Source organism: Streptomyces sp. SGAir0957 (genome assembly GCF_043523415.1).
This window is the reverse complement of record NZ_CP027293.1, coordinates 8,409,272-8,431,869: the sequence shown is the minus strand read 5'-3', so window position 1 is coordinate 8,431,869 and position 22,598 is coordinate 8,409,272. Positions and strand designations below refer to the sequence as shown.

17 protein-coding genes are annotated in these 22,598 nt (G+C 72.7%); 12 read left to right on the top strand and 5 right to left on the bottom strand.

The window, feature by feature from the left end; genetic code table 11:
• Positions 1-33: 33 nt before the first annotated feature.
• Positions 34-1,029, top strand: coding sequence for a TauD/TfdA family dioxygenase (locus C1N81_RS43700; protein WP_394437407.1), 996 nt, complete (start codon positions 34-36; stop codon positions 1,027-1,029).
• An 85-nt stretch (positions 1,030-1,114) separates the two neighbouring features.
• Here C1N81_RS43700 and C1N81_RS43695 read toward each other — a convergent pair whose 3' ends face one another.
• Positions 1,115-2,095: a D-2-hydroxyacid dehydrogenase gene (locus tag C1N81_RS43695; RefSeq protein ID WP_394437405.1), complete on the bottom strand. Its 981-nt coding sequence runs from the start codon at positions 2,093-2,095 to the stop codon at positions 1,115-1,117.
• Positions 2,096-2,305, bottom strand: coding sequence for an MbtH family protein (locus C1N81_RS43690; protein ID WP_394437404.1), 210 nt, complete (start codon positions 2,303-2,305; stop codon positions 2,096-2,098).
• Between the two features lie 249 nt (positions 2,306-2,554).
• On the opposite strand from C1N81_RS43690, the gene C1N81_RS43685 reads away from it, so the two are divergent.
• The 10 genes from C1N81_RS43685 to C1N81_RS43640 all read left to right on the top strand — a co-directional run bounded on the left by C1N81_RS43685 (position 2,555) and on the right by C1N81_RS43640 (position 19,599).
• Positions 2,555-3,193, top strand: coding sequence for a phosphopantetheine-binding protein (locus tag C1N81_RS43685; RefSeq protein ID WP_394437402.1), 639 nt, complete (start codon positions 2,555-2,557; stop codon positions 3,191-3,193).
• A gap of 24 nt (positions 3,194-3,217) precedes the next feature.
• Complete coding sequence (gene gntD / locus C1N81_RS43680) at positions 3,218-4,243, top strand: guanitoxin biosynthesis L-enduracididine beta-hydroxylase GntD (protein WP_394437400.1); 1,026 nt, start codon at positions 3,218-3,220, stop codon at positions 4,241-4,243.
• A 64-nt stretch (positions 4,244-4,307) separates the two neighbouring features.
• Complete coding sequence (locus C1N81_RS43675; RefSeq protein WP_394437398.1) at positions 4,308-5,498, top strand: pyridoxal-phosphate-dependent aminotransferase family protein; 1,191 nt, start codon at positions 4,308-4,310, stop codon at positions 5,496-5,498.
• A gap of 52 nt (positions 5,499-5,550) precedes the next feature.
• Positions 5,551-6,675, top strand: a complete 1,125-nt coding sequence (gene vioD / locus C1N81_RS43670) for a capreomycidine synthase (protein ID WP_394437397.1) — start codon at positions 5,551-5,553, stop codon at positions 6,673-6,675.
• Positions 6,675-10,496: an alpha/beta fold hydrolase gene (locus C1N81_RS43665; RefSeq protein WP_394437396.1), complete on the top strand. Its 3,822-nt coding sequence runs from the start codon at positions 6,675-6,677 to the stop codon at positions 10,494-10,496. Before vioD ends, C1N81_RS43665 begins: the two co-directional genes overlap by 1 nt.
• Positions 10,497-10,533: 37 nt before the next feature.
• Positions 10,534-11,283, top strand: coding sequence for a thioesterase II family protein (locus tag C1N81_RS43660; RefSeq protein WP_394437395.1), 750 nt, complete (start codon positions 10,534-10,536; stop codon positions 11,281-11,283).
• Between the two features lie 71 nt (positions 11,284-11,354).
• Positions 11,355-13,172, top strand: a complete 1,818-nt coding sequence (locus C1N81_RS43655; RefSeq protein WP_394437393.1) for a non-ribosomal peptide synthetase — start codon at positions 11,355-11,357, stop codon at positions 13,170-13,172.
• Positions 13,173-13,225: 53 nt separating this feature from the next.
• Complete coding sequence (locus C1N81_RS43650; RefSeq protein ID WP_394437391.1) at positions 13,226-14,908, top strand: PhpK family radical SAM P-methyltransferase; 1,683 nt, start codon at positions 13,226-13,228, stop codon at positions 14,906-14,908.
• 57 nt (positions 14,909-14,965) lie between these two features.
• Positions 14,966-18,337 (top strand): amino acid adenylation domain-containing protein, encoded by a 3,372-nt coding sequence (locus C1N81_RS43645; protein ID WP_394437389.1) that lies wholly within the window; start codon positions 14,966-14,968, stop codon positions 18,335-18,337.
• Entirely contained in the window at positions 18,334-19,599 is a 1,266-nt protein-coding gene (locus tag C1N81_RS43640; RefSeq protein ID WP_394437387.1) for an MFS transporter, read from the top strand. Before C1N81_RS43645 ends, C1N81_RS43640 begins: the two co-directional genes overlap by 4 nt.
• An 85-nt stretch (positions 19,600-19,684) precedes the next feature.
• On the opposite strand, the gene C1N81_RS43635 is transcribed toward C1N81_RS43640, so the two are convergent.
• On the bottom strand, positions 19,685-20,422 hold the full coding sequence (locus tag C1N81_RS43635; protein ID WP_394437385.1) for a LuxR C-terminal-related transcriptional regulator: 738 nt from the start codon (positions 20,420-20,422) through the stop codon (positions 19,685-19,687).
• A gap of 64 nt (positions 20,423-20,486) precedes the next feature.
• Positions 20,487-20,681, bottom strand: coding sequence for a hypothetical protein (locus C1N81_RS43630; RefSeq protein WP_394437383.1), 195 nt, complete (start codon positions 20,679-20,681; stop codon positions 20,487-20,489).
• 302 nt (positions 20,682-20,983) lie between these two features.
• On the opposite strand from C1N81_RS43630, the gene C1N81_RS43625 reads away from it, so the two are divergent.
• Positions 20,984-21,967: a DUF6879 family protein gene (locus C1N81_RS43625; protein ID WP_394437381.1), complete on the top strand. Its 984-nt coding sequence runs from the start codon at positions 20,984-20,986 to the stop codon at positions 21,965-21,967.
• A gap of 243 nt (positions 21,968-22,210) precedes the next feature.
• Here the strand turns inward: C1N81_RS43625 and C1N81_RS43620 are convergent, their stop codons facing one another.
• A complete protein-coding gene (locus C1N81_RS43620) occupies positions 22,211-22,588 on the bottom strand; it encodes a MerR family transcriptional regulator (protein WP_394437379.1) in 378 nt (125 codons plus the stop codon).
• Between the last annotated feature and the right edge of the window lie 10 nt (positions 22,589-22,598).

The following is a 22,598-nucleotide window of genomic DNA, read 5'->3' as shown; positions in this document are numbered from 1 at the left end:
CCCTTTCCGACAGGTCCCCGAAAGGTAGACCGCATGCCGGTGCAGGAAGTAAATCGCGTGGACCGGGAGTTCGGAAAAGACTTCCTCGACGCGGCACGGACGCTGGCCGCCGGCGGCGCCACGGGCGACACCGTGCTGTCCGCTCCCGACGCACGGCTCCCCACGAGCCTCACCGCGGAACTCGACGCCGTCGCACAGCCCCCCGATCCACGCGTCGGGCATCGCGTCGTCCGAGGACTGCTCCCCACCGACGACCCGGGCCCGACGCCGCTGCACTGGCGCGAGGCCGACGCCCGGCGCGATGCCGCCTTCGACATCGCGCTGGCCCTCGTCGCGTCCCGGCTCGGCCGGGTCTTCGGCTGGCGCAACCAGCAGGAGGGACGGATCGTCCACAACATCCTGCCCAGCCCCGGCCAGGAGCGGCTCCAGGTCGGGGCCAGCAGTGTGGTGCCGCTCGTCTGGCACACCGAGGACGCCTTCCACCCCGAGCGGGCGGACCTGCTCCTCCTCGCCTGTGTACGCAACCCTGACGGCGTCGGCAGCAGACTCTCCAGCGCCACCGGGATCGGTCTCGGCGCGGCCGACGTCGCGCAGCTGGAGCGGCCGCTGACGCTGGTGCTGCCCGACGACAGCTACGCCGACCAGCGGGCGGGCGGGTGTGAGCCCGTGGGGATCTCCACGCTGTGGCGCCGCGACGGCGACGCCCTGGGCATCCGCTACGACCCGTCCTACACCCGCCACCTCGCGGACGACCGGGAGTTCACGGTGGCGTACGACCGCCTCGGACACGCCCTGGAGGACAACGGCCATGTCGTGCCGCTGGAACCCGGCGACCTGCTGATCATCGACAACGACGCGACCGTCCACGGCAGACTGGCGTTCAAGGCGCGCTACGACGGGACCGACCGCTGGCTGAAGCGCGTCCTGGTGCGCTCCCCCCGGCCGCGCCCCGCCCGTGAGCGCCTGGAGCACGGCTACGGCCAGGAGCAGGTGGACGCCCACACGACCGCTCGGGCCCGGACCGGCTGAGCGGCGCACACGACAAGGGGGCCGCGCCCACAAGGCGCGGCCCCCTTGTCGTGCCCGGACGGCGTCAATAGCCCCGGCCACGGCGTCAATAGCCCCGGTCGGGGTCGACGACGTTGCGCAGCGGCCGGCCCGAGCGGAAGCGGGCCACGTTGTCCAGGAGCAGCTCGAGACACCGCTCGTCCGTCTCGGGGGTGGCGTCCGCGCTGTGGGGCGTGACCAGGACGCCCGGCTCCGACCACAGCGGGGACGACGCGGGCAGCGGCTCGGACGCGAACACGTCCAGGCCCGCTCCGCCGAGCCGCCCGCCGCGCAGGGCGGCCAGCAGGGCGGACTCGTCGACGACCGGACCGCGGCCCACATTGACGAGGACCGCGCCCGGCCGCAGCAGCGCCAGTTCCCGCGCGCCGACCAGCCCCCGGGTCCCCGGCGTCAGCGGCACCGCCACCACCAGGATGTCGAGGCCGCGCAGGAACTCCTCCAGGTGCTCGGGCCCGTACACCGCGCGCAGCCCGGAACCCGGTTCGCCCGGACCGGGGCGGGTGCCGCCCGCGCTGCGACGGCAGGCCGTCACCTCGACGCCGAACGCGTCCAGGAGCCGGGCCGTGCGGCCGCCGATGTCGCCGAGGCCGAGGACACCGGCGCGGCGCCCCCGCAGCTCGGCGGCGGGCGGCACCCGCCAGCTCCGCTCGCGCTGCGCCACGAGGGTGTGCGGGAGCCCCTTGCAGTGGGCGAGCAGCAGCGCGAGCACGTGCTCCGCCACGGCCGTGCCCCGGGTCCCCGCCCCGTTGGTGACGGTCAGTCCGGTCGCGGCGGCGTGCTTCAGGACCGGGGCCGGGACGCCGACGGCGACGGTGTGCAGCCAGCGGCACTCGGGGTGGGCGGCCAGGAACGCCTCGATCTCGTCGTCCTCGGCCTGCCACACGAGCGCCGCACTGCCGCGGCCGGGCGCCGCACCGGCGCCCGGCCCCGTCTCCACAGCCGTCGTGGACCATGCCGCGGCGACCCGTTCGCGCGCCTGCGGCGGCAGTCCGAATAGCGCCGGACCGCCGCCCTCCCGCGCGGCCACCTAGCCGCGGGCCGCGGCGCGCTCGCGCACGCTGCGCGGACGCATGTCCGTCCACACGGTGTCGATGTGGGAGAGGCACTCCTCGCGCGTTCCCCTGCTGCCCTCCTCGTGCCAGCCCGCGGGCAGTTCACGGCCGGCGGGCCATATCGAGTACTGCTCCTCGTCATTGACGACCACCGCGTACTGTTCGGCGTTGTCCAGGGTTTCCATGGCGGAATTCCTTTCCTCGATAGGTCCGATACGGGTCCGACCGGTCCGGCGTTCCAAAATCCTATGCGGCCGTTTCCGATTGTCGCCAGCAAGGGCAACCGGGCGCCGTCAGCATATTGTTGATGCCTTTCCGCGAACCTCTGACCCGCCTTGCTCCGGCCGTTCATTGACCGTGTGTCCCGGGCGTTCCTAGGGTTTTCCTGGCTGGACGCATCGACGACAGGACGAGCAGAAAGTCTGGGTCAACGAATGGATCGCACCGAGCACACTCTGGACCTCTGCGTGGCCGGGCTGCTCCGTCACCCGGCGGTGGCCGGGGCCGAGGCCACAGCGGCCGGCGACGCCCGCCGGATCGTGTACGTCCTCCCCGCCGAGGGGCACACGCTCGACGACGCCGAGCTCCGCCATCACCTCGATGGGGAGCGCAGCCCGCTGCCGGGCGAGACCGCCCTCGTGCCCGTGCCGGAGTTCCCCCGCGCCGAGGACGGCTCCGTCGACCGGGCCGACCTTGCCGTGTACGGCGTGCTCGGCGGCCTGCTGACCCTGTGGCGGGAGGCGTTCGACAACGAGCGCATCGGCCCGGACGACGACTTCTTCACCCTGGGCGGCTACTCGATGCTCGCCGTGCGTCTCATCGGCCGGATCGCCGACCGCTACGGAGTCGATCTGCCGCTCGCCGAGTTCTTCGACCTGCCGACCGTACTGGACGTCGCATACAGCCTCGTCGAGTCGGGCGCCGACCCCGCGGCGCCCGAGCCACTCGCGAGCGCGGCGGACGAACTGAGCCTGGAGGACCTGCTCGCGGGGCTCGACCAGCTCTCCGACGAACAGGCGCTGAACCTGCTGGGCCCGGACACACCGCCGGCCGACGGCATCGCCCGCGGCTGACCGACGGAACCGACGGAGGGACGCATGTACCGGATCGATCTGACCGACGCCGACCGCGAGGCGGTCGAACCCCTCCTCGCGGAGCTGCTGGCCGAACGGCCCGCGTCCGACGAGGAGTTGCTCGACGCCGTCGCCCTGCGCGCGCAGGAGCTGCCGCGCGGGCTGCGGGCCCAGGTCAACACCTTCCGGCTGGAGGAGCCCTCCGGCGGCTGCGTGATCAGCGGGCTGCCCGTGGACGACACCCGGATCGGCGCCACCCCCGCGACCTGGGGCGAGGCCGACGCGGACGGCCGCACCCGGCGCGAGGACATGTTCCTCCTCATGTGTGCCTCGCTGCTCGGCGACCCCATCGCCTGGGCCACCCAGCAGGACGGCCGGCTGCTGCACGACGTCGTCCCGATCAAGGGCCACGAGCACGCCCAGCTCAACTCCTCGACGGCCGAACCCCTGACGTGGCACACCGAGGACGCCTTCCACCCCTACCGGGCCGAATACGTCGGGCTCATGTGTCTGCGCAACCCCGACGAGGTGGAGACCACCTACGCCCTCTTCGACGACCTGCGCCTGGACGAACAGACGCGGCGGACGCTGGCCGGGGCGCACTACGTGATCCGCCCCGACAACTCCCACCAGCCGCAGCACCGCGGCGCGGACAGCACCCTCGACGCGCCCGCCGACCTCCTGGAGCGCAGCATCCGCCTGATCGAGCGGCTCACCGCGTCGCCCGAGCGGGTGCCCGTCCTCTTCGGGGACCCGCGCTCGCCCTACGGCCGCCTCGACCCGTACTTCATGGACCGCACCACCGAGGACGCCGAGGCGACAGCCGCGTTCGAGGCGCTCGTCAAGGAGATCGACACCCGGCTCACCGGTATCGCGCTGCGCCCCGGCGACGTGCTGTTCATCGACAACTACAAGGCCGTGCACGGCAGGAACCCGTACCGGGCCCGCTACGACGGCCGCGACCGCTGGCTGCGCCGGGTCAACGTCACGCGCGACCTGCGCAAGTCCCGGGACGCCCGGGTGCGCGCCGGCTCCCGCGTCATCTTCTGAGCCCCGCGCGTCACCTTCGTCCGATACTCCCCCGCCAGGCCCAGCGAAAGGCTCTGACCACCCCATGAGGAAATACCGGCTGATGGTCCCGGGCCCCACCCCGACACCTCCCGAGGTCACCGCGGCGGCGGTGCTCCCCGTCGAGGACGAGCGCACCCACGCCTACGCCGAGGTGTTCACACGTGTCGTCGACAACCTCCGGCGGACCCTGCGCACCCGCAACGACGTCCTCCTGGTCGCGTCGAGCATGACCGGCGCGTTCGAGGGCGCGTTGCAGAACCTGTTCGCGCCGGGCGACGGCGTCCTGGTCGTCACCAACGGCGCGTTCGGCGAGCGCTGGAGCCAGATGGCGGCCGCGTTCGGCCTGCGCGTCACCGAGGTGCGGCACGACTGGGGCGAGCCGCTGGACCTGGACCGCATCCGCGAGGCGGCGCGCACCCCCGGGCTCAAAGCCGCGATCGCCGTGCACTGCGAGACCTCCACGGCCATGGTCAACGACATCCGGGGATTCGCGGCGGCGTCCGCGCCGCTGCTCACCGTCGTGGACTCGGCGTCCGGTGTCGGCGCCAGCGACCTGCGCACCGACGACTGGGGCATCGACGTCGTCGTGGGCGGCTGCCAGAAAGCCCTGATGACCCCGCCGGGACTGGCCTTCACCAGCATCAGCGAACGGGCGTGGGAGCAGCACCGCACCGCGCGCCTGCCCCGCTTCTACTTCGACTGGGACGAGACCCTCGCAGCGCTCCGCGCCGACGTCCCCCGCACCCCGTGGACCCCGGCGATCTCCCTGATCAGCCAGCTCGACGTGGCCCTGCGCCAGCTCCACGACGAGGGGCTCGACAACGTCCTGGAGCGGCACGTGCGCCTCGGCCGGATGGCCCGCGCGGGGGTGCGCGGTCTCGGCCTGCGGCTGTTCTCCCCCGACGAGGACCGCCACAGCGCCGTCACCGCCGCCGAACTGCCGCCCGGTGTGGACGCGAGCGCCCTGGTCGACCGGCTCCTGGACCGCTACGCCATTCAACTCGCGGGGGCGCAGCCGCCGTTGGACGGCCGGGTGCTGCGCATCGGGCATTGCGGATACGTGGACGAGTTCGACGTCCTGACCGCGCTGTCCGCCGTCGAACTGGGCCTGGCCGAGAGCGGCTGGACCGTCCGGCCGGGCAGCGGTGTCACCGCCGCGCTCCAGGTGCTGCACGACCTGCGCGCCGCGCCCGCCGCCCGCGCCGGGAAGCAGCCGGTGGCCGCGACCGCCTAGGAGCACCAGAGCACCGCTCGCCCGCGATCCCTTCACGAATCAGGAGCACGCCATGCATCTGCCACGCGCCGCCTTGGAGGACTGGATGCGTGACTTCTACTTCGACACCTCGCTCGACCTGGGCAGCAGCGGTGTGCGGTGCTACTCCCTCGCCGAACTGCGCGCACTGCTCGGCATCACGGTCGAGGAGCTGGACGCGATCGCGCTGGACGACAGCCCCTCGTACGGCGGCGCCCTGCTGCGCCGCGCCGTCGCCGACCGCTTCACCGGCGGTGACACCGACCGGGTGATGGCGACCCACGGCTCCACCGAGGCGATCTTCGTCGTGATGAACGCCCTGCTGTCCGCCGGTGACGAGGTCGTCGTGGTCGACCCCGCCTACCACTCGCTGACCTCGGTCGCCGAGGCCATCGGCTGCCGTCTCGTGCGCTGGCGGCTGCGGCCCGAGACGGGCTTCACGCCCGACATGGCGGAGCTGCGCGCGCTGGTCACCCCGCGCACCCGCATGATCGTCGTGAACTTCCCGCACAACCCGACCGGCGCCCACCTCACCCGCGCCCAGTTCGACGACCTGCTCGACCTCGTGGACGGCCACCCGGAGCTGCGTCTGGTGTGGGATGCCGCGTTCGCCGAACTCGTCTGGGACGGCGAGCCGTTGCCGGACCCCTCGGTCCTCCACGACCGGTGCGTGAGCCTCGGCACCATGTCGAAGGCGTACGGGCTGCCCGGCACCCGCGTCGGCTGGTGCCTGGCGGCGCCGGACGTCCTGGAGCGGCTCGTGGCCCTGCGCGACGCGCTGACGATCTGCCTCTCCCCGCTCACCGAACACCTCGCCGCACGCGCCCTGGCCGGGGCCGACCGCATCCTCGCGGACCGCCGCACCCGCGCGGCCCGCAACCTCGAACGCCTCACCGCGTGGGCCGACGACCACAACGATCTGGTGTCCTGGTCGCGCCCCGCGGGCGGCGTCACCGCCTTCCCCGCCTTCACCGGCATCACCGACACCGAGGACCTCTGCCGCGACCTGGGCGCCCGGTACGACCTGCTCCTGGTGCCCGGATCCGGTTTCGGCCACCCCGACCGCGTACGGCTCGGCTTCGGCGGGGCCGAGGACACCTTCGCCGCGGGCCTCGACCGCCTGCACAAGGCGCTGACGGAACGCCAGGGGGCGCTCTGATGGACCTCACGGACCTCCTCGCCCGCCTCGACGAACTGCCGCCCGCGCAACGCGCCCAGGTGGAGCGGGCGCTGCGCGAGCGCGGCGAACCCCGGACCCACGAGACGTCGGTCACCCAGCAGGGGCTGTGGCTCATCGACCAGATCTCCCCGGGCGACCGGCTGTACACGATCGGCTGGCGACTGCGCCTGACCGGCCGCCTGGACGCCGGGGCGCTGACCGCGGCGGTCGACGCGCTGGTCGCCCGCCACGCGGCGCTGCGCACCACGTTCACCGTGGAGGACGGCCGGCCGCTCCAGGTGGTGCGGCCGCGGCTGCGCATCCCGGTCCCCTTCGACGACCTGCGCGCCGAGGCCGAGCCGGAGCGCCGGGAGCGGGCGGAGGCGCTGTGCGCCGCCGAGGTCGCCCCGTTCGACCTGGAGAAGGGGCCGCTCGCCCGGTTCCGGCTCATCCAAGTCGCCGACGACGAGCACCTGTTCACCATGGTCGTCCATCACATCGTCTTCGACGCCGTCTCGGTCAACGTGGCCCTGGACGACCTCTCCCGCGTCTACAACGCCCTCGTCGCGGGCGGCCCGGTCCCGCAGGCCGCACCGGCGCCGCAGTACCCGGACTTCGCCCGCTGGCAGCGCGCCCACCTCTCCGGCCCGCGCCTGGAGCGCCTGATCGGCTACTGGCGCCGCGAGCTCGCCGGGGCGCCGGGCCTCCTCGCCCTGCCGACGCGGAAACCACGCCCGGCGGAGCAGTCGCACGCCGGGGCGGAGCACACCGCGCTCTTCCCTGCCGAGCTCGCCGACCGGCTGCGCGCGCTGGCCCGCGAGGAGCGCTGCACCCTCTACACGGTTCTGCTGGCCGGCTTCCAGGTCGTCCTGTCCCGCTTCAGCGGGCAGCGCGACTTCCTCGTCGGCACCGTCGTGCACGGCCGGGTCCGCAGCGAGTTCGAGCAGATGGTCGGCTACTTCGTCAACACCCTCGCCCTCCGCGCCGACCTGAGCGGCGACCCCAGCTTCCGGGACCAGGTGCGCCGCGCCCGGTCCACGTTCCTGTCGGCCTACGACCATCAGGCGCTCCCCTTCGACCGGCTGGTGGAGGAGCTGGCACCGCACCGGGGGCTGAGCCACAACCCGCTGGTCCAGGTGGTGTTCGAGTCCCACGACGAGGACGACTGGCAGGAGTTGACACAGTTCACCGGCCTGACGCTGGGCCGGCTGCTCCCCATCGAACTGGACCGCGCCAAGTTCGACCTCAACGTCTCGGCGGTCGAGCGCGACGGCACCATCGACGTGAGCGTCGAGTACGCCACCGACCTCTTCGACGAGGAGAGCATCGCCCGCCTGGTCGCGCACTACCGGCACCTCCTCGACACCGTCACCGCGCACCCGGACACCCCCCTCGCCTCCCTGGAGACGCTGACGCCCGAGGAGCGCGCCCTGCTCACCGGGCAGCCCGCCCCGGCCGCCCCCTCGACCCCTCTGCACGACCTCGTCCGGCTGCGGGCAGAGACTCACCCGGACCTCCCCGCCGTCTCGGACGGCGCCCGCACCCTCTCCTACGGCGACCTGCACGCCGGGGCGGACCGGCTCGCGCACACCCTGGCCGCGCGCGGCGTCACCCCGGAGGCCGTCGTCGCCGTGGCCCTGCCGTCCTCACCGGACCAGGTCATGGCGGCCCTGGCGGTGCTCCGGGCGGGCGGGGTCTGCCTCCCGCTCGACCCGCGGGCGACGCCCGGCACCCTGCGCGCCACCCTCGCCGACGCCTCCCCGGCGCTGGTCGTCACCGACGGGACGGTCCCCGGCGAGGTCCTGGACGCCGAGCACGTCGTACTCCTCGACGACACCGCGCCCACTGTCCCCTCCGAACTGCCCGCACCCGCGCCCGCACCCGTGCAGCCGGAACAGGCCGCTTTCCTGCTCTACACCGGCGCGGCACACGGCGTCCTGCTCACCCACGAGGGTCTCGTCACCGCGGTGGGCCAGGCCGCCCGAGCCCTGTCGGCGGCACCGGGCGACACCCTTCGCGGGCACGGCGCCCCCGGCACCGGCCGCGCCCTCCTGGAGACCTTCACGGCGCTGACCACCGGCGCCGAGCTGGCACAGGAACCCGACGGCGACGCGTCCGGCGACCGGCTCACCCTCGTAGGCCCTGACGGCGTGCGCGTGCTCGACCTCACCGACACGGCCCAGGACGACACGGCCCCGGACGACACGGCCACGGCCGTCATCGGCTACGGGCGCACCGAGACCTCCGTCCTCGGCTTCCTCGCCGCTTCCGCCGCTTCCGCCGCCGACGGGCGGGCCCGGGTGCTCGACGCGGACCTGCGTCGCGTCCCGCCGGGCGCGTACGGCGAGTTGTACGTCGGCGGCGCGGGGCTGGCACGCGGCTACCGGGACCGGCCCGGCGCCACGGCCGCACGCTTCCTGCCGGACCCCTACGGGCCGCCCGGCGCCCGGCTGTTCCGCACGGGCGACCTGGCGCGTCTCGACGCACGGGGACGAGTCGTGGTCCTCGGCCGCGCCGACCACCGGATCCTGGTGCACGGCCTGCCCGTGGAGCCCGGCGCCGTCGAAGGCGCGCTGCTCTCCCACCCCGCCGTGGACCGCGCGGCGGTGTCGATCACCACGGGTGCCGGGGGGCCGCGGCCCGTCGCCCACGTCGTGGCGGTCCCCGGCGCGCACGCCGACCCGCAGGAGCTGCGCCGCCACGTCGCGGGACAGCTCGCCGCGCACATGGTGCCCGTGTCCGTCCTGGTCCACGACCGGCTGCCCACCGCCCCCGACGGATCCCTCGACCGGGCCGCCCTGCCCGCCCCCGAGCCAGCCACCGAGCCGGTCGGCCGCGAACCCGGAACCGCCCACGAGGCCGTGCTGCGCGACCTGTTCGCCGACGTCCTCGGCGTCCCCTCGGTCGGCCTCGACGACGACTTCTTCGACATCGGCGGACACTCCATGCTGGCGGCCCGGCTGATCACCAGGGTCGGTGACGCCCTCGGTGTCGAGATGGGCCTGCGCACCCTGTTCGAAGCGCCCACGGTCGCGGAGCTGGCCCGGGTGCTGCGCGACCGCGGCGAGGCGCCGGACGGGCCCGGCGGCGATCTCGACGTCCTGCTGCCGCTGCGGCCCACGGGCGACGGCACCCCGGTGTTCTGCGTCCACCCCGGGATGGGCCTCGGCTGGTCCTTCGCGGGCCTGGTGCGGCATCTGGATCCGAGCCACCCGGTGTACGCGCTCCAGTCGCCGGGCCTGGCCGAGGGCCCCGGCGCCGTGCCGGGGACGATCGAGGAGACGGCCGCCCTCTATCTGCGCCGCCTGCGCGAGGTCGCCCCGCACGGCCCCTACCACCTCGTGGGCTGGTCCTCGGGCGGCCTCATCGCCCACGCGATCGCCGTACGGCTGCGCGCCGGGGGCGAGCCGGTGGGCATGGTCGCGGTCCTCGACGGCTACCCGCTGGCCGACCGTGTCGAGACCCTGCCCTCCCGCGAGCAGGAGGCCGAGGACCTCCGTCTGGAGACCTCGGGGCTCGACATCCCCGAGACGCTGCGGACCCGGCTCGCCGAGGTCTACACGGCCGTCGCCCGGGGCGCCCGCGGGCACGTGCCCCGGCTGTACGAGGGCGACCTGGTGCACGTCGCCGCCGCCGACCGGCGCGACGGCGGGGCCTTCGTCGCCGACCTGTGGCTGCCTCACGTCGGGGGCGAACTGGTGCGGCACACGGCGCACTGCACGCACGAGGAGATGACCAGCCCGCAGGTCCTCGCGGACATCGGTCCCCGCCTCGCGGCCCACATCGAACGGGCGGACCTCGGGACCGCGACGCCCCGCTGACCCGAGCCCGACGACCCAGCGAACGGAGAGAGCCACCGTGGCAGGCAAACCCTACGTCTCGATCGGCGGTGCCGAGGACACGGCCGCGTGGCGGGTCCTCCTGGTCCCGCACTCGGGGGCCGGCGCGGCCAACGCGCGGGTCCTGCAACCGCATCTGCCGCCGGACTGGCAGCTGGCCGCCGCCCGACTCCCCGGCCGGGAGTCCCGCATCCTCCAGCCCGTCGGGGACCTGGCGAACCTCGTCGCCGACGTGACGGCGACGGCCCGCTCCCTGCCGGGCACGGCGCCACTCCTCGTGGTCGGCGTGTGTGCCGGTGCCGTCATCGCCCTGGAGGCCGTACGGGCGCTCCAGGACAGCGACCCGGGCCTGGTGGCCGGTCTCGTCGTGGTCTCGTACTGGTCGGTGGACCATCCGCCGCGGACCACCCGGCTGCTGCCAGACAGCGACGACCCGGCGGAACTGGCCGCCGCCATCGGCGACTTCGGCTACCTCCCCGACCACGTCGAGGCGCAGGACCTGGCCGACACCTACCTGCCGCCCATCGTCGCCGACATGCGCGCCGTGCAGGACTTCCACAGCGGCCCCGACCCCGTGCTCACCGCGCCGCTCCTGGTGGTCTCCGGCACGGACGACCCGCTGTGCCCGCCGGAACGCGTCGACGGCTGGGCCCCGTTCGCCAAGCGGACGCGGCAGACCCGCGTCGAGGGCGGCGGACACATGCTGCTCCTGGAGCGCCCGGCGGAGCTGGTGGACGCCATCGCCTCGAACCTGGACCACTTCCGGTGACCGCGACCGCCCGCGCGGACGGTCCCGTCCCGGAACGCACGACCTCACACGACGAGAAAGGGTGCGCGGCCATGGAAGCGACCGAGACCGCGGTCCAGCGGCGCCTGGACCTCCTCCTTCTGCGGCAGTGGGAGAGCCGCCCCGAGCTGACGGCGCTCGTCCGCGGCGACGACGTCGTCACCGCGGGCGAACTGCGGGACCGCGTGCTCGCCCTCGCCGAGGACCTGCGCGCACACGGCGTGCGCGACGGCGACCTGGTGGCGGTGTACCAGCCTCGCTCGGTCGAGTTCGTGGTGTCCCTCCTCGCGGTGGTGTGCGCGGGCGCCGCCCACGTCGCCTTCGACGTCGGCGACCCGCCCGAGCGGACCCGGCACGCGATCGACGACTGCACGCCCCGGCTCGTCGTCACCACCCGCGAGGGCGCGGCCCGCCTCACCCCGTCGGTCCCGGTCCTGCTCACCGACGACGGCGCGGCGCGGCCGGTCCCCGAGCGCTTCACCCCGGCGGCCGTCACGCCGGCGTCACCGGCCGTCGTCCTGTTCACCTCCGGCTCGACGGGCCGCCCCAAGGCGTCCGTCATCAGCCACGCCGCCCTGGCCTCCCGGATGGCGGCCTTCCAGAGCGGCCACCCCATGGGCCCCGGCGACCGCGTCCTGCACCACACCGCCTGCACCTTCGACCTCCACCTCGCCGAGCTGTACTGGCCCCTGCTGACCGGCGCGGCCGTGGTGATCGCCGAGCCGGGGCGCCAGCGCGACGCGGCACATCTGGCGCGGCTGATCCGGGACACCGGTGTCACGACGTTCTGCTGTGTCCCCTCGCTGCTCGAACTGTTCCTCCTCGCCCGCGGCGACGACGAGCGCTACGACGGCCTGAAGTACGTCATCGCCGGGGGCGAGGCCCTCTCCCCCGACCTGGTCCGGCGCTTCCACGCCCGCTCGACCGCCTCGCTGACCAACATCTACGGGCCCAGCGAATGCACCGTCTTCGCCACCGCCTGGACCTGCCCGCGCGACCCGGACCCCGACCTCGTACTCATCGGCCCGCCGGTCCCCGAGACGACGCTCCACCTGCTGGACGAGGACCGGGCCCCCGTCCCCGACGGCGCGCCCGGCGAGGTCTACATCGGCGGGATCGGGGTCGCCGACGGCTACCTCGGCCGCCCCGAACTGACGGCCGAGCGGTTCGTCACCGACGTCCCCGGCGCCGAAGGACGCTTCTACCGCACCGGCGACCTCGCCCGCCGGCACCCGGACGGCGCACTGGAGTTCCTGGGCCGCATCGACCACCAGGTCAAGATCCGCGGCGTGCGGGTGGAGACCGGTGAGGTCGAGTCGACGGCGCTGCGCTGCCCCGGCGTGCGTCAGGCGGCCGTGGTCGCCGCGGGCGACGGCAGCGACAAGCGGCTGTACGCCTTCGTCGTCCCCGAGCCGGACACCGACCCGGCCGCCCTGCCGGACCAGGTGCGCGAGCGGCTGCGCGGCTGGCTGCCGCAGACCATGCTGCCCTCCGCCGTGCTCGTCCTCGACACCCTGCCGCTGACGCGGAACGGCAAACTGGACCGGGCGTCACTGTCGCGGCGGGCCCTGGCCGAACGCCCCGCGAAGGCCGCTCCCCGCCCGGCCGCCGAGGACCTCACCACCCCCGCCCGCATGGAGGACCTGGTCTCCGGCATCTGGCGCGAGGTGCTCGGCCTCGCCCGGCTCGGCAGGGACGAGGACTTCTTCGACATCGGCGGCGACTCCTTCCGCGCGGTGCAGGTCATGGGCGCCGTACAGGACGCGCTGGGCCGCAAGGTGCCGCTCGACGTCCTCCTGCGTCAGCCCACCGTGGAGACGTTCTCGGCCGGCCTGCTCGAACTGACCGCGAGGGCCGACGCCCCGAGCTGACCGTTCCTCCCCCTCTCGCCGCCCGCCCCTCCCCAAGAGACCGGAGCACAGCCATGGCCTTCACATCCGACCTGGACTGCTTGATCATCGGCTACAACGACGTCCCGTTCTCCCAGCAGTGGAACCGCGTGAGCCATCGCGGGCCGCGCGACCCCGAGCGCCTGATGTTCATGCGCGACCACCTCCTGTTCGACGGCGAACGGCTGCCGTACATGGACGTGATGAACAAGGTCCTTCACCGCGCCGGGAAACTCGACGAGAACGTCTACATCCACGGCGGGGAGACCCCCAACCTCGCCTCCCACTACCTGGCCAACTACCTCACCCACCGGGGCTTCAGCGCCGAGTGCACCAGCCTCTTCGGGTGCGAGCAGGACCGGATCCGCGACATCCTCCTGACCCGGCGCCCGCGCATGGTGGCCATCACCACCACCTACTACATCATCCCGAACCCGGTCGTGGAGATCACCCGCTTCATCCGCGAGGTGATGCCCGAGACGACGATCGTGGTGGGCGGCCCGCTCGTCGGCAACCTCCTCAAGGACCTCGACCGGGAGGAGCTGGCCGAGGTCCTGTCCTGGATGGACGCCGACGTCTACATCCACGAGTCGCAGGGCGAGACCACCCTCACCCAGCTCGCCGCCGCGCTGCGCGAGGGCAGCGATCTGAAGGACGTCCCCAACCTGCTGCTGCCCACGGGCTCCGGCGACTACAAGCTCACCAAACTCCACGCCGAGGCCAACGTCCTGGACGAGTGCGCCATCGACTGGTCCCGGTTCGGCGCCGACCTCGGCGCCACCGTGCACACCCGCACCGCCCGCAGCTGCGCCTTCAAGTGCAGCTTCTGCGACTACCCGATCCGTGCCGGGGCGCTCACCCTGACCAGCGTCGACGTGGTGGAGCAGGAGCTGCGCCAGCTCGACCGGATGGGCGTCACGCAGATGGTCTTCATCGACGACACCTTCAATGTGCCGGGCCCCCGGTTCAAGGAGCTGTGCCGGATGATGGCCCGCAACGACTTCGGGTTCCAGTGGTACTCCTTCTTCCGCGCGGGCACCGCCCGCGACGAGGAGACGTACAACCTGATGGCGGAGAGCAAGTGCCGCGCGGTCTTCCTCGGCATCGAGGCCGGTGACGACGGCATCCTCAAGAACATGTCGAAGGTAGCCACGCTCGACCGCTACCGCGTCGGCATCGAACGGCTCCACGCCCGAGGCATCGACACCTTCGCCTCCTTCATCTCGGGCTTCCCCGGCGAGACCGAGAAGACCGTCGAGAACACCATCGAGTTCATCAACGAGGTCGGCCCGACGTTTTGGCGCACCGAACCCTGGTGGTACAACCACCGTGCGCCGGTCCAGAAGCAGGCCGCCGAGTTCGGCCTCACCGGGCGCGAGTACGACTGGCGCCACAACACCATGGACATCAACGGCGCCGTGGACGCCTGCCACGCCCTGTTCGACCAGGTGAAGAACTCCCTGTGGATGCCGGGCTACAACTTCGACTTCTGGGCCCTGCCCTACCTGATGGGCAAGGGCCTGCAGATGCCCGACATCATCGAGTTCCACCGGGTGGCCCGGCAGATCATGGAGTTCAACGACCGGCCCGGCGAAGGACCCGCCCCGGAGCTCATCGACCGGATGTACCACGTCTTCGACGACGCGCCCCACATCAGCGGGAAGTACAGCCCGCCGGCCGGGCGCGACGCCGTGCCCGCCCTGGCGCTCCAGAGCTGACACCGCCGTCCGCTCCCGCCCGTGTCCGGCAGCGCCGCCTCACAAGGATGGAACCGCATGACCGCGCCTTTTGACCTCCTCACACCGGACCAGCCTCCGGAAGACACGCCCCGGGAAGACACGTACGACAGCGACGGTGTGCACGACGTCTTCGCCCGGCAGGCGCGCCAGCGCCCGAAGACCACCGCCGTCGTCACGGTGCCCGGCCCCGGGACGGCCGGGGGCGGCCCCGAGCAGGCGTCCTACGCCGAACTCGACGCGCTCGCCAACCAGATGGCGCACCGCCTCGCCGACCTGGGCGTCGGCCTCGGCACCCGGGTGGCCGTCTGCCTGGAGCCTTCGGTGCGCCTCGCGGTGACGCTGCTCGCCGTCATGAAGGCGGGCGCCGCCTTCGTGCCGCTCGACCCGGACTATCCGGCCGCACGCCTGAGCCACCTCCTGGACCACTCCGGCGCCGCCGTCGTCGTCGCCCAGCCGGAGACCGCCGGACGGCTGCCCGCCTCCGCGGCCCAACTCCTCCTCCTCGACGAGGGCTTCTCCGCCCTCACCGGCCGCTCCCCCACCCCGCCGCCGATCGGGACGGGCCCGGACGACGTCGCCTGCGTCATCTACACCTCGGGCTCGACCGGCACACCCAAGGGCGTACTCATCACCCACCGCGGCCTGACCAACCTCGCACGCGCCGCGACGGGCACCTTCGGCCTCGGCCCCGGCCACCGGTTCCTCCAGCTCGCCTCCGTCAGCTTCTCCGCGGCGCTGGAGGAGATCTTCCCCCCGCTGCTCAGCGGAGCGACACTGCTGATGGCGGGCTACCACCGGGCGCTGCCCGACATCCCGCACTTCCTCGAAGTCCTGGAGCGGCACTCCGTCACCGGGTTCGAGATCACCACCAGCTACTGGCACCAGCTCGGCGACGAACTGGCCGAGACCGGCCAGCGCCTGCCGGACTCCGTCCAGTTCGTGGTGATGGGCGGCGACCGGGTGCGCCCCGACCGCGTCCTTGCCTGGCGCGAGACCGGGGTGCCGCTCATCCACGTCTACGGGCCGACGGAGTCCACCGCCACCGCCACCTACCACCACTCGGGCCGCACCGAGCCCCGGCAGGACGGCACACTGCCCATCGGCACCGCCATCGACGGCGCCGCCATCCGGCTCCTGGACGGCGCCCTCGACCCGGTGGCCCCGGGCGACACCGGTGAGGTCTACGTCGCGGGCCGGGCCCTGGCGCGCGGCTACCACCGGGCCCCGGGCGACACCGCCGCGCGGTTCCTGCCCGACCCCCACGGCCCGGCGGGCAGCCGCATGTACCGGACGGGCGACCGGGCCCGCCTCCTGCCCGACGGCCAGCTCGCATTCCTCGGCCGCACCGACAACCAGGTCAAGATCCGCGGATTCCGGGTCGAGCCCGGCGAGATCGAGGCGGTCCTCCAGCGCCACCCCGCCGTCCGGCACGCCGTCGTCACCGTGGAACGGCGCGCCGACAGCAGCGAGAACGCGGTCCTGCACGCCCATGTCACCCCCGCGCCCGGCGAGGACCCGGCGCGGGCGGACGACCCGCGCGGCGGTCAACTGCGCGACTACCTCGCCGGGTTGCTCCCGTCCTACATGGTGCCGTCCACCGTGACCGTCCTCGACACCATCCCGCTGACGGCGCACGGCAAGGTGGACTTCGCCGCGCTGCCCGCCGCCCCGGGCACGACGGAGGGCGTGAGCGCGGAGGGCCGGGCGCCGCGTCCGGGCACGGCGGCGGACCTCGCCGCGGTCTGGGCCTCGGTCCTCAAACTCGACCACGTCGGGGCCGACGACGAGTTCCTCGCGCTCGGCGGCAACTCGCTCCAGGCCGTGAAGATCGCCGCGAGGCTCCACCGGGAGTTCGGCATCGACATCCTGCCGAACGACCTGCTGGCGTCGAGGACCGTCACCCAGCTCGCCGCCGTCATCGACGGCAAGCGCGGCGACGAGACACGCACGGCCGAGGCCTCCCGCATAGCGGCCGAGACCGAGAACCGGCAGACCGCCCAGTGGGCCCGCAAACGCGCGGCCGTCGAGGCGTCCCTGGCCCGCTTCTCCGACGGACGCCGCGCCGCGCCCATCTCCCTCACCCAGCAGGGCCTGTTCGTCCTGAGCAAGCTCGCCCATGACATCCCGCTCTACAACGAGGCCTGGCAGTGCCGGCTGACCGGCCACCTGGACCGCGGCGCCTTCGACCGCTCGGTCCAGGAGATCGCCGCCCGGCACGAGGCGCTGCGCACGTCCTTCGGGCTGCTCGGCGGCAGTCCGGTCCAGTTCGTCGCCCCGACCGCGGACATCCCCGTACGGTACGTGGACGTCTCGGCGCGGCCGGAGGAGCTGGCGGAGCTGCGCGACAGCGAGATCCGCGAGCCGATCGACCCGGCGTCGGCTCCGCTGCTGCGCGTCCTGGTCCTCTCGCGGTCCGAGACGGAACATCTCGCGGTCTTCGTGGCCCACCACCTCATCGTCGACTTCGTCTCCGTCGACGTGTTCATGGACGAACTGGCCGCCTGCTACCCGGCCTTCCACGCGCAGGGCACCCCCACGCTCCCCCGGCCCTCGCTCCAGTACGGCGACTGGGCGCTGTGGCAGCACAGCCATCTGCGCGGCGACGCCATGGACCGGCTGCTGCACTACTGGCGCGAGCGGCTGAGCGATCCGGAGCCGCCCCCGCTGGACCTGGGCGGCGACCGCGCCGCGCCCCAGCACGTCGACTACCGCGGCGGGCGGCTCGCCCTCGACCTGCCGCCCGCCCTGCGGGACGCCGTCCACGCACTGGCCCGGCGCGAGGGGGTCACCCCCTTCATGGTGCTGCTCACCGCCTTCTACTCGCTGCTGCACGCGCGCTCGGGCAGCGACGACGTCAGCGTGGGCACGCCGGTCGCCAACCGCGGCGGCCCCGGCACGGAGCGGCTGATCGGCTGCGTCAACAACACGGTCGTCCTGCGCCAGCGCATCCCGGCCGAGGCGCGCTTCCGTGACCTGCTGGCGCAGGTGCGCGACACCTGCCTCGGCGCCTACGAGCACCAGTCGCTCCCGTTCGACCAGCTGGTGGAGAAGCTGGGCCCGCGACGGCATCCGGGACGCAGCCCCTACTTCCAGGTGCTCTTCGCGCTGGAGGACGAGAAGGCGCTCGAGCGCTCCTTCTCGGACCTGACGCTCGATCAGAACACCATCCTGCCGAACGGACTCGCCAAGTTCGAACTGGTCTGCGTGATCCAGGACCACGGCGACCGCCTGGAGGTCGGCCTCACCTACCGCACCAGCCAGTTCGACGACGCCACCGTCCGTGAACTGGCCACCGAGTACGAGAAACTGCTCACGCGGTTCACCGCCGACCCCGACCGCTCCGTCGCGGCCGCGACGGGTGCGGACGGCAGCGCCACGCCCCCCAGCACCACCGTGGAGACACCATGACGACCGCCCCACCGAAGAAGCCACGCCCGGACCGGCCCGTAGTCGAGCTGGTGCGCCACGCGGCCTACTGGCGCTGGGTCGCCGCCACGATGCTGCACCGGCTGCCCCCGATCATGGCGCCGATGGCCCTGGTCCTGGCCAGCACGCACTACACCGGCAGCCCCGCCACCGGCGGTCTGCTCGTCGGCCTTGCGACCCTGCCCTGCATCCTGGCGGCCCCGCTCTTCAGCCGCCTCCTGGAGAGGCTGGGCCGCGAACGCTGGACCCCGCGCGTCATGGCCCTGGGCGGGGCCGCCCGGATCGGCGTGGCGGCGGGCTTCGTCGGGCACGCACCGGTCTGGGTCCTGTTCGTCCTGTCGCTCGTCGGCAACATGGCCACGTTCGGTGTGGGCGGCGCCATCAGGACCCTGTTACGCGTCACGGTCCCGCAGCGGCTCATCGCCTCGGCGCTGTCGCTCGACGCGGTACTCGTCGAACTCGTCGTCGTCGGCGCGCCGTTCGTGGTCGTCGCCTGCGCGGTGTTCAGCCCCGCGTACGCCCTGATCGTCATGGGCGCGGCCATGCTGGCGGGCGCGCTCCTGCTGTTGCCGAAGGCGAAACCGACGTCCGAGACAGGGGAGGACGGCGGCGCGGAGAACGCCGCCGAGGAGGAGGGGATCGCGCGCGACGTCCCCGAGTCGACGGGCGTGTGGCGCAACCCGGCCTTCCTGTTCTGGGCGCTGGTGACCATGGCGTTCGGGCACTTCCTCGGCACAGCCGAGGTCGGCGCGCTGCCCCGGGTCCTGGAGGAGGGCGGCGGCACGGCCCGGGCGGCGGTACTCATCGGAGTGCTCGGCGCGGCCAGCGCCGCGGCCGGACTCGTCTACGCCTGGTACGCGACCCGCGTCAAGGTCACCCTCACGGCACGTGCCGTCCTGCTCCTGGTGACGATGACGGCGGCCACCCTGGTCATCGCCACCGTCTCCGGCTGGTGGGGTCTGATCGTGGCCTTCGCCCTGCTCGGCCTGTGCGCCGCGCCGCTGAACTCCGTCATGACCGAGGCGCCCGGCTACGTGGTCCCCCGCTCCCGGATGTCGGAGGCGTTCAGCGTCCTCGTGGCCACGCAGAGCATCGGCTACTCGTTCGCCGGCGGGCTGCTCGCCGTGGTGAGCGTGCACCACATGCTCCTCCTCGGCCCGGCGACCGCGGTCGTCGCGCTGGCCGCCGCCACCGTGCTGCGGCCGGCCCGCGCGGCGGCCGCGATGGGCGCCGCCGCGCGCTAGGTGTATGGGCCCGCCCTGACGCGTCGATGCCGGTGCCCCGTCCACTTCCGGACGGGGCACCGGCATCGACGCGTCAGGGCGGAACTCAGCCGGCCGGGCGCATCCCCATACGGGTGTTGGCGTAGCTGTGGCCCAGGAGCACGGCCTCCGTGCGGGTGCGCAGATCCAGCTTGTTGAGGATGTGGTAGATGTGGCTGCGGACGGTCGCTTCCTGGACGTGCAGCCGCCGAGCTATCACCGTGTTCGTGATGCCGTGGCCCAGGGCTTCGAGCACCTCCAGCTCCCGCTCCGTGAGCACGTGCTCGACCTGCGGCAGCGACAGATGCTCACGCCGCATCCCGTCTCCCATCCAGCCCACCAGGACCTCGGCGATCGAGGCGGACAGATAGGTCCGTCCGCTGTGCGCCTCCAGGACGGCCATGCCGAGATCGCGGTGGCTGGTGTTGCGGTCCACGAACCCGCGCACCGCGCACTTCACCGCCGTGCGCAGCATGTCCGCGTCGTCGGGCTGCATCACGGTGACCAGCGCGGGCCGCCTGCCGGATGTGAACCGCTCGGCGAGCGCGGCCCCCGCGTCGTCCTTCAGACAGTCGCCGCCGACGAGCAGCACGTCGGGCCGGACCCGCAGCGGCTGGGCGAACGCCTGCCGCGCCGAGTCGAAATCGGCCATGACGTCGATCTGCGGGTAGTCGTCGAGGAGGGCCCGGATCCCCGCGCGCAGGATCGGATCCTCGTCCAGGACGACGAGTTGTACGGTCCCGTCCATCGCGTGGGGGGCGACGTCCGCACCCAGCAGGGCGGTGCGTCCTTCCGTGGAGTTCACCGAGGGCTCCTTCGGGAGAGTGGGGGGAAGGGGCTTAGCGGACTCTGAACCGGCCGTCCTGGCGTCAGATCGACTCGGCGATGCCGAAGGAGGCCGAAGGCGCCCGGTCCGGCCGCGCCCCGGCCTGTGCCGCCGGCGCATTCTGGACGCGATCCCAACCGATTCCGCCATCATCCGGGATTCCCGCCACTGTCAGCCCGGCGCCGACGAGAGAGGCGGCGGCAAGAAGGGCGGCCACGGGGCCGATGATTTTAGGCATGAGGAGCACTCCTGGTCCACTGTGTGCGGCAAGTTCTAGCCGTCTTTACAGAAAACGCGGGCTTCGCTGGTTCCTGGGCACTGATTCCGTGCAGTAACCACCGACTCCCAGCAGTCTGCGCGAGCGGTCTGTTCCGACGGAACACTTTCCGGCGGCACCTAGCTGCCTAGGCACGTTGGTGCCATCACCAGCCAACACGTGTACACAAAGGCGCTGTTGATGGTGGGCCACCCCACTGGGAGACTCGACCCGTTGTGTGTGAGACGGGGGCGGCCACATGAAAGGGCGCGAGCACGATGGCCATGTTGAGCAACCTGGGTCTCAGCCCTACGGCGGAAGCCGTTTACGCGGCTCTCACCCGTCAGTCACAAGCCCATCCCGCCGAACTCGCGGCCGCATTAAGGTGCTCCGCACAAGAGATAGCGGCAGCCCTTGAAGAACTAGAGGAAGCCACGCTCATACGGCCCTCCAGAGAAAACCCGGAATGCTACCGCGCCGTCAGCTTTCCCGTCGCACTCACGACGCTTCTGCGCAATCAGGAAGCCGAACTCGCCCAGCAGGTACAGGCGCTCAGCGAGCGGAGAGCCGCGGTGGTGGAGGCCGCGGCACGCCTCAGCCATACCTACGACGGTGCACATGAGGGCACGGAGAGACTCATCGGCATCGACGCGATCGAGACACGGCTCGAAACCCTCGCACAGAACCTCGAAAAGGAATGCCTCGCCATACTTCCCGGCGGAGCCCAGTCCCAGGCGAGCCTCGACGCGTCCCGGCCGCTCGACGAGGAGGCGCTCGCACGCGGCGTCTCCCTGCTCAACCTCTACGACGACGCCATGCGCCTTGACGAACCGACCCGCGCCTACGCCTCCTGGCTCACCGAACACAACGCCCAGGTCCGCACAGCCGCCGTGCTCCCGCCCCGCATGCTGATCTTCGACCGGACCGTGGCCGTCGTCCCCATCGACCCGGACAACTCCCGCGCGGGCGCGCTCCTCACCTCGGAGCCCGGCATAGTCGCCACCCTCATCGCCACGTTCAACCAGGCATGGGAACAAGCCACGCCGTACACCGACGACGAATCTTCCCCGTACGAGACGGGACTCAGCGACACCCAGCTCAGACTGCTGATTCTGCTCGCCCAGGGCATGACGGACGAAGCCGCGGCGAAACGCCTCAATATCGGGCTGCGCACCGTGCGCCGCCAGATGTCCACCATCATGGAGCGCATCAACGCCAAAAGCCGCTTCGAAGCAGGCGTGAAGGTCGCGCAACAGGGCTGGCTCTGACCGGCCCGGCCGACAGGGCACATCTCCGGGAGAACGATGCTCAGCCTATGCGCGGGCTGCCGCCGCATCTACCGTCATCGCGCTGAGACGACATCAGCGTTTTGTTGATGCGGTGGCGGCGGCGGTGCTGGCGGTGGCGGCGGTGCTGGCGGTGGCGGCCTGGTCGGCGCCCCCGGGACCCGCTCGGCCGGACCGGGCCGCGACGACTTCGGCGTCGCCCGCCGGTCTCGGTCACCGGCCGATCTACGGGTGCGCGTCCGTGATCGCGATGACCTCGTCGAGACGGTCCAGGGCGGCCTGCAGGTCGTCGACCTTGGCCTGGATGCGGTCGCGCTCGGCGCGCAACATGGATCGCTGCTCGGCATCGGTGTGCCCGCTGTCCCAGCACGGAAGGAGTTCCGCGATCCTCCGGCTGGTCAGACCGGCCGCGTACATCTGCTGGAAGAAGCGCACCAGGGTGACGGTGTCCCGCCGGTAAAGGCGCTGGCCGGACGGGCTGCGCTCCGCGACGAGCAGGCCCTGCTGCTCGTAGTAGCGCACGGCGCGCACCGAGACGCCGGCCTCCCGTGCCACCTCTCCGATGCGCACGAGCCGGTCGGCCGCAGCCTCCGTGACGGTCATGGTGATTCCT